This window comes from Amycolatopsis sp. NPDC058278, from assembly GCF_042881395.1.
In the GTDB taxonomy this organism is placed as follows: Bacteria; Actinomycetota; Actinomycetes; order Mycobacteriales; family Pseudonocardiaceae; genus Amycolatopsis.
On record NZ_JBHVXZ010000029.1, the window covers coordinates 1 to 16,114 of the forward strand.

14 protein-coding genes are annotated in these 16,114 nt (G+C 69.4%); 10 read left to right on the forward strand and 4 right to left on the reverse strand.

Features of this window, described 5'->3' with window-relative positions:
• Window positions 1–353 precede the first annotated feature (353 nt).
• The 6 genes from ACFVYA_RS17370 (at window position 354) to ACFVYA_RS17395 (ending at window position 8,467) form a co-directional block, all read left to right on the forward strand.
• Window positions 354–2,111, forward strand: coding sequence for a glycoside hydrolase family 3 protein (locus ACFVYA_RS17370; RefSeq protein ID WP_387046196.1), 1,758 nt, complete (start codon window positions 354–356; stop codon window positions 2,109–2,111).
• Window positions 2,108–3,376 carry an exo-beta-N-acetylmuramidase NamZ domain-containing protein gene (locus tag ACFVYA_RS17375; protein WP_387046046.1) on the forward strand — a complete coding sequence of 423 codons (1,269 nt, stop codon included), beginning with the start codon at window positions 2,108–2,110 and terminating at the stop codon, window positions 3,374–3,376. The genes ACFVYA_RS17370 and ACFVYA_RS17375 overlap by 4 nt, the downstream gene beginning before the upstream one ends.
• Before the next feature lie 11 nt (window positions 3,377–3,387).
• Window positions 3,388–5,154, forward strand: coding sequence for a serine hydrolase (locus ACFVYA_RS17380; protein ID WP_387046048.1), 1,767 nt, complete (start codon window positions 3,388–3,390; stop codon window positions 5,152–5,154).
• A 238-nt stretch (window positions 5,155–5,392) separates the two neighbouring features.
• On the forward strand, window positions 5,393–6,367 hold the full coding sequence (locus ACFVYA_RS17385) for a MurR/RpiR family transcriptional regulator (RefSeq protein ID WP_387046050.1): 975 nt from the start codon (window positions 5,393–5,395) through the stop codon (window positions 6,365–6,367).
• A 23-nt stretch (window positions 6,368–6,390) separates the two neighbouring features.
• Window positions 6,391–7,320 carry an N-acetylmuramic acid 6-phosphate etherase gene (locus ACFVYA_RS17390; RefSeq protein WP_387046052.1) on the forward strand — a complete coding sequence of 310 codons (930 nt, stop codon included), beginning with the start codon at window positions 6,391–6,393 and terminating at the stop codon, window positions 7,318–7,320.
• 55 nt (window positions 7,321–7,375) lie between these two features.
• On the forward strand, window positions 7,376–8,467 hold the full coding sequence (locus ACFVYA_RS17395; RefSeq protein ID WP_387046054.1) for a HoxN/HupN/NixA family nickel/cobalt transporter: 1,092 nt from the start codon (window positions 7,376–7,378) through the stop codon (window positions 8,465–8,467).
• Window positions 8,468–8,738: 271 nt separating this feature from the next.
• Here ACFVYA_RS17395 and ACFVYA_RS17400 read toward each other — a convergent pair whose 3' ends face one another.
• Window positions 8,739–9,461, reverse strand: a complete 723-nt coding sequence (locus ACFVYA_RS17400) for an oxidoreductase (RefSeq protein WP_387046056.1) — start codon at window positions 9,459–9,461, stop codon at window positions 8,739–8,741.
• Complete coding sequence (locus ACFVYA_RS17405) at window positions 9,458–9,955, reverse strand: phosphoribosyltransferase (protein WP_387046058.1); 498 nt, start codon at window positions 9,953–9,955, stop codon at window positions 9,458–9,460. Before ACFVYA_RS17405 ends, ACFVYA_RS17400 begins: the two co-directional genes overlap by 4 nt.
• A gap of 113 nt (window positions 9,956–10,068) precedes the next feature.
• Here ACFVYA_RS17405 and ACFVYA_RS17410 point away from each other — a divergent pair, with 113 nt between their 5' ends.
• The 3 genes from ACFVYA_RS17410 (at window position 10,069) to ACFVYA_RS17420 (ending at window position 13,389) form a co-directional block, all read left to right on the forward strand.
• Window positions 10,069–10,671: a GNAT family N-acetyltransferase gene (locus tag ACFVYA_RS17410; protein ID WP_387046060.1), complete on the forward strand. Its 603-nt coding sequence runs from the start codon at window positions 10,069–10,071 to the stop codon at window positions 10,669–10,671.
• Window positions 10,672–10,772: 101 nt separating this feature from the next.
• Window positions 10,773–12,755 (forward strand): acetate--CoA ligase, encoded by a 1,983-nt coding sequence (acs, locus tag ACFVYA_RS17415; protein ID WP_387046062.1) that lies wholly within the window; start codon window positions 10,773–10,775, stop codon window positions 12,753–12,755.
• A gap of 142 nt (window positions 12,756–12,897) precedes the next feature.
• Window positions 12,898–13,389: a DUF6319 family protein gene (locus ACFVYA_RS17420; RefSeq protein ID WP_285987017.1), complete on the forward strand. Its 492-nt coding sequence runs from the start codon at window positions 12,898–12,900 to the stop codon at window positions 13,387–13,389.
• Between the two features lie 57 nt (window positions 13,390–13,446).
• Here ACFVYA_RS17420 and ACFVYA_RS17425 read toward each other — a convergent pair whose 3' ends face one another.
• The gene (locus tag ACFVYA_RS17425; RefSeq protein WP_387046064.1) at window positions 13,447–13,788 is read right to left on the reverse strand and encodes a cupin domain-containing protein; all 342 of its coding nucleotides are present in this window, start codon (window positions 13,786–13,788) and stop codon (window positions 13,447–13,449) included.
• 129 nt (window positions 13,789–13,917) lie between these two features.
• On the opposite strand from ACFVYA_RS17425, the gene ACFVYA_RS17430 reads away from it, so the two are divergent.
• Window positions 13,918–14,646 (forward strand): VIT family protein, encoded by a 729-nt coding sequence (locus tag ACFVYA_RS17430; RefSeq protein ID WP_387046067.1) that lies wholly within the window; start codon window positions 13,918–13,920, stop codon window positions 14,644–14,646.
• Here ACFVYA_RS17430 and ACFVYA_RS17435 read toward each other — a convergent pair.
• A complete protein-coding gene (locus ACFVYA_RS17435; RefSeq protein ID WP_387046069.1) occupies window positions 14,643–16,100 on the reverse strand; it encodes a peptide MFS transporter in 1,458 nt (485 codons plus the stop codon). The two genes, ACFVYA_RS17430 and ACFVYA_RS17435, sit on opposite strands and share 4 nt — an antisense overlap.
• Between the last annotated feature and the right edge of the window lie 14 nt (window positions 16,101–16,114).

Genomic DNA, 16,114 nt, shown 5'->3' on the forward strand with positions numbered 1-16,114 from the left:
CGTCTATGTGGGGGTACCGGGCATCAGCCGTGAGCGGGGACGGATCTCGCGTGATCGAAGCCGTAACTCGCGTGATTGGGGCCGTGACTCGCGTGATCGGGGCCGGAACTCGCCTGGTCGGCCGTTCGGGCGTGCCCGCATCTTGCGAACGGAGACTTTCCTACCGATCCGGGTACGACTGGACCGTTGGTGCGGTCGGTCGATGGACATCGCCGGATTCGGTGAGTAGCTTCCCGATATCGGCGCCTCTGAGTGGACTTCTGACGTCCTGACCGGCGCCCGCTACTTCTGGGAGGCTGGTCGTGACGACCCGAAATCGGAGGTTCCATGCGCTCGCCCTGCCCGTCGCGGGGGTGCTCGCCTTCACCGGTGTGGGTGTCGCGACCGCGGCGAGCGCACCGGCGGTGAGCGCGGACGCGCAGGCCGAGGCCGCGGCGACCCAGGCGTTGCGCGGGCTGACGCTCGAGCAGAAGGTCGGGCAGCTGTTCGTCACCTGGGTGAACGGCAAGGCCGCCGACGAGGTCAACCCGAAGAACCAGACCGACTTCGGCGTCGACACCCCCGCGCAGGTCATCCAGAAGTACCACCTCGGCGGGGTCATCTACTTCGACAACGCCACGCGCGACAACTTCGACGACCCCGTGCAGGTCGCGAAGCTGTCCAACGGCCTCCAGAAAGCCGCCGTCTCGAGCGGGGCGCACATCCCGCTGCAGATCGCCGCCGACCAGGAGGGCGGCACGGTCACGCGGATGGGCGCGCCGGCCACCGAGTTCCCGAACGCCATGGCCATCTCCGCCGGACGGGACACGAACCGCGCGACGCAGGCGGCGACCATCCTCGGCCACGAACTGCGGGCCGTCGGGATCAACCAGGACTTCGCCCCCGACTCCGACGTCAACTCCAACCCCGTCAACCCGGTCATCGGTGTGCGGTCCTTCTCCGGGCAGCCCGGCTTGGCCAGCGACTTCGTCACCGCCGAGGTCAAGGGCTACCAGGACTCCGGCTTCCCGACGAAGACCGTGGCCGCGACGGCCAAGCACTTCCCCGGGCACGGTGCCGCGCCGACCGACAGCCACACCGGGCTGCCGCGGATCGACAGCACCGAGGCGCAGTGGCGGGCCACCGACGTGCCGCCGTTCAAGGCCGCGATCGCGGCCGGCGTCGACTCGATCATGAGCGCGCACATCCAGTTCCCCAGCCTCGACCCCTCGCTCGAACCCGCGACGCTGTCGCAGCCGATCATCACCGGCCGGCTGCGCAACGAGCTCGGCTACCACGGCGTCGTGATCACCGACTCCCTCGAGATGGAGGGCGTGCGCAAGCTGCACAGCGACGCCGAGATCCCGGTGCTCGCGCTCAAGGCGGGCGTCGACCAGCTGCTCATGCCGGTGCACCTCGAGCTCGCCATCAACTCGGTCATGGCCGCCGTCAAGTCCGGTGACATCCCGATGCGGCGGATCGACCAGAGCGTGCTGCGCGTGCTCAAACTCAAGTTCCTGCGCGGCATCCTCTTCTCGCCGTTCGTCGACACCGGCCGGGTGATGAAGACCGTCGGCGTCCCGTCGAGCCTCAAGACCGCGCAGGACATCGCCGACCGCGGCATCACGGCCATCGCGAACGACGCCGGTCTCCTGCCCCTGAAGCAGAAGCCCGCGACCACGCTCGTCACCGGCTGGGGCGTCTCCACGACAGCGACCCTCGCGCAGAAGCTGACCGCCCACGGCACGGCCGCGACGGCCTACCAGACCGGTCAGGTCCCGACGGACGCCCAGGTCGCGCAGGCCGTCGCCAAGGCCCAGAACGCCGATCTCGTCGTCGTGCTGACCAACAACATCGCCACCTACCCGCTGCAGACCAAGCTGCTCGACGCGCTGCAGGCCACCGGGAAGCCGGTGGTCGCGGTCGCCGCGCAGATCCCGTACGACGCGGGCTACCCGAGCACCGTCCGGACCTGGCTGGCCACCTACGGCTACATCACGCCGACCCTGGAGGCGCTGGCCAAGGTGATCCTCGGCGAGACCAAGCCGATCGGGAAGCTGCCGGTCGACATCCCCGCGGGGGCCGACATGCAGACCGTGAAGTACCCGTTCGGCCACGGGCTGACCTGGTGACGCTCAACCGGCGCCACTTCCTCGGCGCGAGCGCGCTGGCGGTCCCGGTCCTGGCGGGCGGTTCGGCCGTCGCGGGAGCCGAGCCCGAACAAGCCGAACAGGGGCAGGGGCGCGTCCTCACCGGCGCGGAGCAGCTGGCCGCGCAGGGCTGGCGCCCCCTCAAGGGCCGCAAGCTCGGCGTGCTCTCGAACCCGACCGGGGTCCTGCTGAACGGCGATCACATCGTCGACTCGATGGTCGCCGCCGGCGTGAAACCGGTGGCGGCCTTCGGCCCCGAACACGGCTTCCGCGGCAGCGCGCAGGCGGGCGGCTCCGAAGGCGACTACACCGACCCCCGCACCGGCATACCGGTCTACGACGCGTACGGCGTCGACGCGACGAAGCTCGCTTCGCTGTTCACCAAGGCCGGCGTCGACACGGTCGTGTTCGACATCGCCGACGTCGGTGCGCGGTTCTACACCTACATCTGGTCGCTCTACACCGCGATGGTGGCCGCCGCGAAGACGGACGCGGCCCTCGTCGTGCTCGATCGGCCGAACCCGCTCGGCGGCCGGGCGGCCGGGCCGGTGCTCGACCCGAAGTTCGCCTCCGGGATCGGGCGCAAGCCGATCGCGCAGCAGCACGGCATGACCGTCGGCGAGCTCGCGCGCTTCTTCGCCGAGGAGTTCCTGCCCGGCGAAGGCGTGCAGCTGAAGCAGCTCGACGTCGTCCAGGTACGCGGCTGGCAGCGCGACACGCTTTTCGCGCGGACCGGGCTGAACTGGGTGTTGCCGAGCCCCAACATGCCGACGCCGGACACGGCACTCGTCTACCCGGGCACCGGGATGTTCGAAGGCACGGTGTTCTCCGAGGGCCGCGGCACCACGCGGCCGTTCGAGATCATCGGCGCGCCCGGGCTCGACTGGCGCTGGCGCGAGAAGCTCGAGGACCTCGCCCTGCCCGGCGCGCGGTTCCGCGAGACCTACTTCGTGCCGACGTTCAGCAAGTTCGTCAACCAGACGTGCGGCGGCGTGCAGCTGAGCGTGAGCGATCCGCGGGCCTTCGACGCGATCCGGACCGCCGTCGCCATGCTCGTCACGGCGAAGGCCCTGCACCCGGACGTGTTCGCCTGGCGCCCCGACAACTACATCGACAAGCTGTCCGGGTCCGACCGGCTCCGGACCATGGTCGACGCCGGCGCGGGCGTCGACGAGGTCACCGGCGCCTGGCGGGCCGAGCTGACCGGGTTCGATCGGAGACGCCGCCACTACCTGCTTTATCGCTGAGGGGGAGACTCATGCGTGCTAGGAAGGTCCTCGTCGCGGCCGCCGGAGTGCTGGTCGCGCTGACGACGTTGACTGTGTCCGACTCGGGAGCCAGCGCCATCACCAGCCACGATCCGGCGGCCGGCCGCTTCGACCGGCCGCAGCAGGGGTTCGCCCCGCCGTGGACGACGCTGCGCGACGGGCGGCCGCGGGACGTCGGCCTCGACCCGGCGCCGATCAAGGCGGCCGAGGACTTCCTGGCGAGCTGGACGAAGCCGGACGCTTCGGGGCACCCGCACTTCTCCGGAGCGGTCGGCCTGCTCGCGCACGACGGAGTGGTCGTCGACCGGTACGCGGTCGGCGGCGCGGTGCGGTACGCCGACGCCGCGGGCACCGAGCTGCCCGCGGACCAGCAGGTCCCGATGCGCGACGACACGATCTTCGACATGGCTTCGATCTCGAAGCTGTTCACCTCGATCGCGGTGCTCCAGCTCGTCGAGCGCGGCCAGTTCACCATCGACACCCCGGTGAGCCGCTTCTTCCCGGAGTTCGCCACCGGCGACAAGGCCGCCATCACGGTCAAGATGCTGCTCACGCACACCTCGGGCTTCGACGCCGACCCCATCCCGTCGCTCTGGGCGGGCTACCCCGACATCCCGTCGCGCCGGCAGGCCGTACTCGACAGCCCGCTGAAGAACAAGCCGGGGACGACGTACCTCTACTCGGACATCAACCTGCTGACGCTCGGCTTCATCGTCGAGAAGCTGACCGGGCAGTCCCTCGACAAGGTCGTCCACGACCGGATCACCGCCCCGCTCGGCATGGCCGACACCGGTTACAACCCGCCCGCGGCGAAGCTGAGCCGGATCGCCGCCACGGAGTTCGAGGCGAACCCGCCGCGCGGGCTGGTGCGCGGCAGCGTGCACGACGAGAACGCGTGGTCGCTCGGTGGCGTCGCCGGGCACGCCGGCGTGTTCAGCACCGCGGGCGACATGGCGACCCTCGCCCAGGCGATCCTCAACGGCGGCAGCTACCGCGGGCACCGGATCCTCGGCCAGGAGACCGTCCGGCAGCTGCTGACGAACTACAACCAGCAGTTCCCGGACGACGCGCACGGCCTCGGCTTCGAGCTCGACCAGCCCTGGTACATGGGTGCGCTGGCGTCGCCGGTCACCGCCGGGCACACCGGCTACACCGGAACGACGCTGGTCATCGACCCGGAGTCCCGGTCGGTCGCGATCCTGCTGACCAACCGGGTGCACCCGACCCGGAACTGGGGCTCGATCAACACCGCCCGCCAGGTGTGGGCGACGTCGCTGGCCAGGGCCATGGCGGTGCGGCCGGTGGCCGGGAAGGACGCCTGGGCGAGCACGCTGGGTAACGCCGCCGTCGCTACGCTCAGTACCCGCCCATTTACCACGCATAGTGATCAAGCCCGGGTCTCGTTCGCTGCTTTCGTGGACACCGAGGGCAGCGGTGATCCACTTCAGCTGCAGGCCAGCACCGACGGCGTTAACTGGCAACCGATCACCTTGTCGGTCTCGGGCCCGGGTGCACCATCCGGAACCGTGACGTCGCTCTCCGGACACGGGCACCGCGCCTGGTGGCGGGTGGTGGGCGCGGTGCCGCAGGGCGCGTCGGTGAGCCTCCGCTGGCGTTACAGCACCGACCCGAGTTACACGGGACGAGGAGTTTCGGTGGACAGTGTGAAAGTCACCGAGAGCGGCCGATCGCTCCTCGACAGTGAACAAGACCCGGCCATATTCATTGCAGAGGGTTGGCAGTTGACCTCTCGGTGACCGGTCGATCGCCGAACGTCGACCAAGAGGCCGAATTTACCGTCTTCTTGCCGCTTGCATCGCGACACTAAGTTGCCAAGTCGTTAGCTTGACCTCGTTAACAAGGGCGACCTGGTTGGCGACTTTCTGGTCAGTGATTAATCGCAAATCCAGATCCGCAGACACGGACGGGTTGCGAACCGACCGAAGGGTGTGGGTAGCCTTGTCACAGATGCCAACGGTTAGTAACTTTCCGACGATGAGTGATACCGAATCCGTAGTCGGCCCGGTACCGTCCGAGCCCGTATCGGTCCAGGCGGCCGTGCGGGACGCCGACTCCAGCCCGCTGGTGCGGATCCGGTCCCTGCTCCCCGGCCTGGCCCGCGCCGAGCAGCGCGTGGCCAAGGTGGTGCTGGAAGACCCCGCGCACGTGGCGCGGCGCAGCATCACCGAGGTGGCCCTGGCCGCCAACACGAGCGAAACCACGGTGACGCGGTTCTGCAAGGCCGTCGGCGTCGGGGGGTACCCGCAGCTGCGCATCGCGCTGGCCGCGGACACCGCCCGCACCGAGGCGCGCAGCACGCGCAACCTCGGCGGTGAGATCGGCCCGGAGGACGACCTGGCCGCCGTGATCGGGAAGGTCAGCTTCGCCGACGCGCGGGCCGTCGAGGAGACGGCCGACCAGCTCGACATCGCCACGCTGGAGCGGGTGATCGCGGCCGTCGCGGGTGCCGGCCGCGTGGACGTCTACGGCGTGGGCGCCAGCGCGTTCGTCGCCGCCGACCTGCAGCAGAAGCTGCACCGCATCGGCCGCGTGTGCTTCGCGTGGTCGGACACGCACATCATGCTCACCTCGGCCGCGGTGCTGAGCCCCGGTGACGTCGCGATCGGCGTCTCGCACACCGGTGCCACCACCGACACCGTCGAGGCGCTGCGCGTGGCGCGCGAGCACGGCGCGGTCACCATCGCCGTGACGAACTTCCCGCGTTCCCCGATCACCGAGGTCGCCGATCATGTTTTGACGACCGCGGCCCGGGAAACCACGTTCCGTTCGGGAGCGACGGCGAGCCGGATCGCCCAGCTCACCGTCATCGACTGCCTGTTCATCGGGGTCGCGCAGCGGCACATGGACGCGTCGGTCAACGCGCTGGACGCGACCAGGGACGCAGTCGGATCACACCGCTTGGGGGTCAGGCCGGACGGTCGTCGCCGTCCGCGGGAAACCGGCAAGTAATGCCCGGAGAAAAAGTGAGGCGCATGATGACCGTCCCCGTGCAGGCGGTGCACGTCGATTCGCCGACCGAGACCCGCAATCCCCGCACCAAGGACATCGACCTGATGTCCACCGCGGGGATCCTGGGCGCGATCAACGCCGAGGACCGCACGGTCCCCGGTGCCGTCGCCGCGGTGCTGCCCCAGGTGGCACGCGCGGTGGACTACGCGGTGGACGCCCTGCGGGCCGGGGGCCGGGTGCACTACGTCGGCGCGGGCACGTCCGGGCGGCTGGCCACCCTGGACGCGGCCGAACTGGTGCCGACGTTCAACGTGCCGGGCGACTGGTTCATCGCGCACCACGCCGGCGGCGAGCGCGCGCTGCGTCAGGCCGTCGAAAACGCGGAGGACGACTCGGCGGCCGGGGCTGCCGAGATGGCCGCGATGGTGCAGCCGGGCGACTTCGTGCTGGGGCTGACGGCGTCGGGCAGGACGCCGTACGTGCTGGGCGCGCTGGCCGCGGCGTCGCGTCAGGGCGCCCGGACCGGGCTGGTTTCGGGCAACGCCAACGCCGCGAAGCCGGCCGGGGTCGACGTGCTCATCGCCGTGGACACCGGGCCGGAGGCGATCGCCGGCTCCACCCGGATGAAGGCGGGCACGGCGCAGAAGATGATCCTCACGTCGTTCTCCACCGCGACGATGATCAAACTGGGCCGGACCTACTCCAACCTGATGGTCAGCATGCGGGCCACCAACGCGAAGCTGCGCGGCCGGACCATCCGGATCCTGCAGGAAGCCACCGGCATGACGATGGCGGACTGCTCGGACGCGCTCACCGAGGCCGGGGGCGACCTCAAGGTGGCGCTGGTGCACCTCCTCTCGGGGGAAGACGTCAAGAGCGCGGCGAAGGCGCTGCACGCGTCGGGCGGGCACGTGCGGAAGGCACTCGACCTGGTGCGGGTGCGGGCGAGCTAGATCTTTACCTGTTCATCTGTCTAACCTCTCAGATGAGAGGGAAGGCGGACGGGCGATGGCGGGCACGGACGAGGACTCGCGACGCGGGCTTTCGCGTCGCGAGTGGGTGTCGATCGGCGGAATGGCCGGGTTCATCCTGCTGCTGAACGTCGTGGGCTGGGGCGTGCTCACGGCGTTCGTCGCGCCGCACCACTACGCGCTGGGCACGTCCGGCGTGTTCGGGATCGGGCTGGGTGTCACGGCGTTCACGCTCGGCATGCGGCACGCGTTCGACGCCGACCACATCGCCGCGATCGACAACACGACCCGCAAGCTGATGAGCGACGGCCAGCGGCCGCTTGCGGTCGGGTTCTGGTTCTCCCTCGGGCACTCCACGATCGTCTTCGCGCTGTGCCTGCTGCTGTCCCTCGGCGTCCGCGCGCTGGCCGGGCAGGTCGAGGACGGCTCCTCGACGCTGCACCAGGCCACCGGCGTGATCGGGACGTCGGTGTCCGGGGTGTTCCTGTACGTGATCGCGATCTTGAACCTCGTGGTGCTCGTCGGAATCCTGCGGGTGTTCCGGCAGATGCGCCGGGGCGAGTTCGACGAGGCCGCTTTGGAGCACCAGCTGGACAACCGCGGCCTGCTGAACCGGCTGCTGCGCGGCGCGACGAAGGCCGTGCGCAAGCCGTGGCACATCTACCCGGTCGGGCTGCTGTTCGGGCTGGGTTTCGACACGGCGACCGAAATCGGGCTGCTCGTGCTGGCCGCGGGCGCCGCGACGTTCGCGCTGCCGTGGTACGCGATCCTCGTGCTGCCGATCCTGTTCGCCGCCGGGATGACCCTGTTCGACACCGTGGACGGCTGTTTCATGAACTTCGCCTACGGCTGGGCGTTCGCGAAGCCGGTGCGCAAGATCTTCTACAACATCACGGTGACCGCGTTGTCGGTCGCGGTGGCGCTGCTCATCGGGACCATCGAGCTCGTGTCGATCTTGGCCGAGAAGCTGGCCATCACGAGCGGACCGCTGGCCGCGATCGCTTCGGTGAACCTGGACTACGTCGGCTTCGGGATCGTCGGGTTGTTCGTGCTGACGTGGATCGTCGCGCTGGCGGTGTGGCGGTTCGGGCGGATCGAAGAGAAGTGGTCGGCGAAGCTGACGGCTTAGGTCACCCCGGAGGCGACGTTATGGTGGGCAGGTGAAGCTCAAGCCCGCCTTGCTGATCGTCGTGGCCGCGGTCGTGGTGGTCGTCGCCGGCGCCGGAGTGCTCGTGGCGGGGTCGACGTCGTCGCGGGGACGCCGTGCTCCGATCCCGGCAAGTCGGTGGTCACGGTCAAGGTGACCACCGACGACGAGGAAGCGGCCGTCAACGACATCCTGGGCAAGAGCACCGGATTCGGCGCTCCCGCGACCATCGATCGTCAGTAGCCGCCGAGGCTCAGGAAGCCGCGTCGGAAATGCTCTTCGCTTCGCGCGCACCGGCTTCGAACGCTTCGCAGCAGAAGAGCAGCCACTCGCGTACGCCGTCCGGAGTCCCGCTCGCGAAGCCTTCGGCCGCTTCGAGGTACTTGGGCACCCGGCGGAAGAACGCCACCTCGGGAACGCTCAGCGCCTTCGGGTCCAGGCCCGTGGCGACCATCGTCAGCCGCGCGGCCGCGCGGGCCACGACGCCGTCCGCGCTGCCGAACGGCTTGAGCGCCAGCAGTTCGCCGTGCACGACCGCCGTCAGGACCGGGCCCGGCACCGACGTCGCTCCGGTCACCAGCTGGGCGAGCAGCTCGAGACGGCCGCCGCCGGACTGCGGGCGGCCCAACGCGTCCGGGTCGTCGACGAGGTCCGCCGCGGCCAGGACGTGCAGCCGCGCCAGTGCCTGCAACGGCGCGCGGCGCCACGTCGGCAGCAGCGACTCCAACGTCTCCGCCACGCGCAGCGCGCCGGCGAGGACGGGGTCGCCGCCGGCGCCGTCGGCGGGCAGTTCCGGGTTGGCGCCTTCGATGCCGGCCGACGCGCGGGCGGCCCGTACGGACGCTTCGGCCGCCGTGGCCGCGCCGCCGCGGAGGTTCGCCGGGAGCCGGTGGACCGCGAACACCGCGTCCTGCGCGGACTTCGCCGCCGCCGCGACGCCTTCGAGGTCGAGGAGGGGCTTCAGGGGATCACTCATGCGTCGAGCACCTGTCCTTCGCGGGTGACCACGGGCGGCAGCACCGACCACGGGAAGTTGATCCACTTGCCGGTGTGCCGCCAGACGTACTCGCACTTCACCGTCGAGTGCGGCTTCTCGTAGACGACCGCCGAGCGCACCTCGGCGACGTGGTCGAGGCAGAAGTCGTGGACCAGCTTGAGGGTGGCGCCGGTGTCGGCGACGTCGTCGGCGATCAGCACCTTCTTGCTCGTGAGGTCGACGACGTTGGGTACCGGCGGCAGCACCACCGGCAGGTCGAGGCGCTGGTCGACGCCGGTGTAGAACTCGACGTTCATGACGTGCAGGTTCTTCACGTCGAGCGCGTAGCCGAGCGCGCCGGCGACGAACAGCCCGCCGCGCGCGATCGAGAGGATGAGGTCCGGCGCGAAGCCGTCTTCGGCAATGGTGTGAGCCAGTTCACGGCTCGCCGTGCCGAACAGCTCCCAGCTCAGCTCTTCCCGCTCTTCGGCCATCGAGCCTGCCCTTCCGTCGTGGTCCGCCGAGCATAGGCAACCGGCAAGTGGTCTCTGACAATGATCAGAAATTGGCTATCTTGAGCAGCCACTGATCGCCTTACGGTGATCCCGTGAGCGACTGGACCACGCGACCGACCCTCTCCGGCGAGCACGTCCGCCTGGAGCCCCTGACGCCCGAGCACGCCAAGGGCCTGTTCGAGGCCGGCGCCGACCCGGGCATCTGGGCGTGGCTGAGCATCCGTCAGCCGGGGGATCTCCCCGCCGCCGAGCGGATGGTCGAGCAGGCGCTCGCCGACCCCGACCGCCGTCCCTTCGCGCAGATCGACGTCGCCTCCGGCCGCGTCGCCGGGACGACGTCGTACTACCAGGTCGTCGAGAAGCACCGGATCCTGTCGATCGGGCACACGTGGATCGGCGCGGACTGGCAGCGCACCGGACTGAACACCGAGTCGAAGCTGCTCCTCCTCCAGCACGCGTTCGAAACCCTTGGCGCGCAACGGGTCGCGTGGGAGACCGACATCCGCAACCTCCGCTCGCAACGCGCCATCGAACGGCTTGGCGCGCTTCGCGAAGGCGTGCTGCGGGCGCACCGGATCCGGCCGGACGGCTCGTCGCGTGACACCGTCACGTACTCGATGCTGGCGCCGGAGTGGCCGGCCGCGAAGGCCCGGCTGAACGAACGCTTAGTCACCGGGTCCCGCCTGGCACGGTGAACCGGCGGGGCGCACGTGGGTGCAACCTTTTACAAGGCGGACTAACGTCGCTAGCGTGCCGCTAGCCGTCGTTTCGGCGCACTACAGGAGGCCTTGCAACCATGACCGAGCAGTCCCCCGCCCTGGACAACCTGCTCACCGAGAGCCGCACCTTCCCGCCCAGCGACGAATTCGCTGGCCAGGCCAACGCGAAGGCCGACCTCTACGCCGAGGCCGACGCCGACCGCGAAGCGTTTTGGGCGAAGCAGGCCGAGCGGCTCACGTGGGACACGAAGTGGACCACGGTACTGGACTGGACCAATGCACCGTTCGCGAAATGGTTCGTCGGCGGCAAGCTGAACGTCGCCTACAACTGCGTCGACCGGCACGTCGAGTCCGGCCACGGCGACCAGGTCGCGATCCACTGGGTCGGCGAGCCGGGTGACACCCGGGACATCACCTACGCGCAGCTGAAGACCGAGGTTTCCAAGGCCGCCAACGCACTCGCGTCGCTGGGCGTCACCGCCGGCGACGTCGTGGCGATCCAGCTGCAGATGGTCCCCGAGGCCATCTTCGCGATGCTCGCGTGCGCGCGGATCGGCGCGCTGCACAACGTCGTCTTCGGCGGCTTCTCCCCGACGGCGCTGCGGGCCCGCGTCGACGACGCCGCCGCGAAGGTCGTCATCACCTCCGACGGCCAGTTCCGCCGCGGCAAGGCCGCGCCGATGAAGGCCAACGTCGACGAAGCGCTCGAAGGCGCCGAGACCGTCGAGAAGGTCATCGTCGTGAAGCGCACGGGCGACCAGCTCGAGGGCGACGTCCCCTGGACCGACGGCCGCGACCTCTGGTGGCACGAGCTCGTCGACGGACAGTCCGAAGAGCACACTCCCGAAGCGTTCGACAGCGAGCACCCGCTGTTCATCCTCTACACGTCCGGGACGACCGGGAAGCCGAAGGGCATCCTGCACACCTCCGGCGGCTACCTGACGCAGACCGCGTACACGCACCACAACGTCTTCGACCACAAGGCCGGCGAAGACGTCTACTGGTGCACCGCGGACATCGGCTGGATCACCGGCCACAGCTACATCGTCTACGGCCCGCTCGCCAACCGCGTCACGCAGGTCGTCTACGAAGGCACGCCGAACACCCCGCACGAAGGGCGCCACTGGGAGATCATCCAGAAGTACAAGGTCTCCCTCTACTACACCGCCCCGACGCTGATCCGCACCTTCATGAAGTGGGGCGCGGAAATCCCGGAGAAGTACGACCTGTCGTCGCTGCGGGTGCTGGGTTCGGTCGGCGAGCCGATCAACCCCGAGGCGTGGATCTGGTACCGCGAGAACATCGGCGCCGGCCGGACTCCGATCGTCGACACGTGGTGGCAGACCGAGACCGGCGCGATCATGATCTCGCCGCTGCCGGGCGTCACCTCGACCAAGCCGGGCTCGGCACAGAAGGCGCTGCCGGGCATCTCCGCGAAGGTCGTCGACGACACCGGCACCGAGGTCGGCCCGGGCGGTGGCGGGTACCTGGTGCTCGACAAGCCGTGGCCGTCGATGCTGCGCGGGGTCTGGGGCGACGAGGAGCGCTTCCGGGACACCTACTGGTCGCGGTTCAAGGACCAGGGCTTCTACTTCGCCGGCGACGGCGCGAAGTACGACAACGACGGTGACGTCTGGCTGCTGGGCCGCGTCGACGACGTGATGAACGTGTCCGGGCACCGCATCTCGACGACCGAGGTCGAGTCGGCGCTGGTCTCGCACCCGACAGTGGCCGAGGCCGCGGTCGTCGGCGCGACCGACCCGACGACCGGCCAGGGCATCGTCGCGTTCGTCATCCTCCGCGGCAACGCGGTCGACGGCGGCGAGGAGGCCATCCAGGCCCTGCGCAACCACGTCGCGAAGGAGATCGGGCCGATCGCGAAGCCGCGGCAGATCATGGTCGTGCCGGAGCTGCCGAAGACGCGCTCGGGCAAGATCATGCGCCGCCTGCTGCGCGACGTCGCGGAGAACCGGCAGGTCGGCGACGTCACCACGCTGGCCGACTCGTCGGTGATGGACCTGATCTCGTCGGGCCTGAAGTCGGGCAAGTCCGAGGAGTGAGCTAGCGTTCCTCTCGTCAGAGCCCTTCCGGCTTCGCGCCGGGAGGGCTCTGTCATGACACCCCGTGTGGCACGACTCGAACGCATGTTCTACGCTGTGCCGCGAACCACACCCACTTCCCGGGCAAGGAGACGACACGACGATGACCGTGGATGTCCTGACGCACGACGAGGAAACGGCTTCGGCTCCGGCCGAGGCTCCGGCTTCGACTCCGGAGGTTTCCGCCGACGAGGCGACCGTCACCGAGTCCGCGTCCCCGGCCTCGCCCTCGGAGGGTTCGGCTGAGCCGGCCGCCGAGGAAGAGGCCCCGAAGCCGAAGCGCGGCCGCCCGAAGGGTGCGGCGACGGCGTCGACGGCGAAGAAGACCCGCACGGTCGAGCTGATCCTGACGGTCACCGGCACCGCCGACGGCGAGTGGCAGGCCGAGCTGAAGAACGGCTCGAAGTGGGTCGCGAAGGGCCTCGAGATCCCGGCCGCGGCGGTTTCGCGGGCAGCGAAGGAGCTGCACAGCGACCTGTCCGGCCCGATCGACGAGGTGATCAACCAGGCCCGCGAGGCGCAGGCGGCGAAGGTCGCGGCGCTGGAGGCCGAGCTCGAGAAGGCCAAGCAGGCCCTCGCCGAGCTGGACGCCTGAGACTTCACTCCGAGAAGCGCCCGGTTCCGCATCGGCGGGGCCGGGCGTTTCCGCTCTTCAGGCGATCGGCGGACGCTCCGGCAGGGGTGACTTGAACTCGACCCACATGGAGTCCGTCAGCGCCTCGACGTGGTGGGCCACCCCGCGCGGGTGCAGCACCGAATCCCCTGGTTCGAGCACCGCTTCCACGCCGTCGACCGCGCCACGCAAGCGGCCCGACAGGACGTAGACGATCGAGTCGTGGTCGTGCGCGTGGATCAGTGATGACACGCCAGCCGGGTAGTGGATCAAGTAGGCCAAGCCGCTCGAGGCCGTCTCCAGCAGCCGGAACCGGCCCTCGCCGCCGACCAGCGGCAGGCCCTCCACCGTGACCAGCGGCTGCCACACCTGCTCTTCCATGCCGCCATCATGACCCGGCTCGGCTGAGAGTCCACACAGGACCAGCTTAGGTAAGGCAGCCGTTATTTAGGCGCGCCTGACAAAAGACCAAGTCTCGCCACGATTCCGCTTCCGTGTTTCACTGGTCCGGTGACCGAAACGATCGACGGTGACGCCGTGGAACACGCTCACGAACCGCACCAGGGTGTGGGCGGGAAGCTGAACTGGCTGCGGGCCGGGGTGCTCGGCGCGAACGACGGCATCGTGTCCGTGGCCGGCATCGTCGTCGGGGTGGCCGGGGCGACCACGGAAAGCACGACCATCCTGACCGCCGGAATCGCCGGGCTCGTCGCCGGCGCCTTTTCCATGGCCGGCGGGGAATACGTTTCCGTGAGCACCCAGCGCGACACCGAACAGGCCTTGCTCCGGCTCGAAAAGCAGGAACTCAAGATGATGCCGGAGGCCGAGGAGCGCGAGCTCGCCGAAATCTACGAAGACAAGGGCCTCTCGCCGGAGCTGGCGAGCCAGGTCGCCCGCGAACTGACCGAAAAGGACGCCCTGCAGGCGCACGCGGAGGCCGAGCTCGGCATCGACCCGGACAACCTCACCAGCCCGTGGCAGGCCGCGTGGGCGTCGCTCGTCGCGTTCTCGGTCGGCGCGCTGCTGCCGATCCTGTCCATCGCGTGGGCCGGTGTCTCCCTGCGGGTGTGGGCGTGCGCGGCCGCGGTCGTCGTCGGCCTCACGCTGACGGGGTGGGTCAGCGCGAGGCTCGGCGACGCGAACGTGGGGCGCGCGATCCTCCGGAACGTCGGCGTCGGCGCCCTCACCATGGTCGTGACCTACTTCGTCGGCGTGATCTTCGGGGTCACCGTGGGCTAATGGACGCCCTTCATCAGCTTGCGGATGAAGGGAATGCCCAAGAACAGCAGCACGCCGACACCGATGGCGACCAAGCCGACCGTGCTGAAGTACGGCGCCTCGTCGTCGACGGAGTAGTACTCGGCGAGCTTGCCGGACATCGCCGTGCCGAACGAGATCGACAGGAAGTTCAGCGCCACCATCTGCGTCCGGAACGCCGCCGGGGCGAGCTTCGTCGACAGCGACAGCCCCACCGGCGAGAGGCACAGCTCGGCGATCGTGAACACGAACAGGATGCCGACCATCGCCAGGATCGGGCTCGCGTTCTTGCCGCTGCCCACCATCGGCAGGAACAGCAGGAACGCCGCGCCCATCAGCACCGTGCCGAGGACGAACTTCATCGGCGTCGACGGCTGCCGCTCGCCGAGTTTCGTCCACAGCGCCGCGAGGACCGGGGCGAAGACGATGATGAACACCGGGTTGATCGAGTTGACCCAGGACACCGGCATCTCCCAGCCGAACAGGCTCCGGTTCAGCCGCTGGTCGGTGTAGGCCGCGACGACCGTGAACTGCTGCTGGTACAGCGAGAAGAACACCGCGCTGGCGATGAACATCGGGATGAACGAGAACACCCGGCTGCGCTCGACGCCGGTGATCTTGCCGCTGGTCAGGATGACGAGGAAGTAGATCACCGAAATCACGCCGACCACCCACACGACGACGTCGGCGAGGTTGCCCGGGTTGACGACACCGGTGACGACCAGCCCCACGACCGCGGCGACCAGCACGACGGCGGCACCGATCGCCAGCGCGCGCCGGGAAGCCGGCAGCGGGTTCGGCACCTCCTTGGCCTTGTCGCCGAGGTTCTTGCGGCCGAACGTGTACTGGGTCAGGCCGAGGGCCATCCCGATCGCCGCGAGGCCGAACCCGAGGTGGAAGCCGACCTGGGTCTGCGCCAGCCCGGTCAGCAGCGGGCCGACGAAACCACCGAGGTTGACGCCCATGTAGAAGATCGTGAAGCCCGCGTCGCGCCGCTCGTCGCCCTCGGCGTAGAGGGTGCCGACGATCGCCGTGGCGTTGGACTTCAGCCCGCCGCTGCCGACCGCGACGCACACGAGGCCGACGCCGATGCCGGCCAGGCCCGGCAGCAGGGCCAGGCTGATGTGGCCGATCATGATCAGCACGGCGCTGTAGAACAGCGTCCGCTCGGAGCCGAAGAGGCGGTCGGCCACCCACGCCCCGATGACGGCCGACAGGTACACCAGGCCGCCGTACGCACCGACGATGCCAAGCGCGGACTCCTGCGCGAGGCCCAGCCCACCCTGTTCGACCCGGTAGTAGAGGTAGATCGGCAGGATGCCGAGCATCCCGTAGTAGGAGAACCGCTCCCACATCTCGACGCCGAAGAGGTTCGCCAGTCCTCGTGGGTGCCCGAAGAACCTCGTGTCCTGCTGGACCTCGGTGGAGGTGCTCACAACTCGTCTTCCTT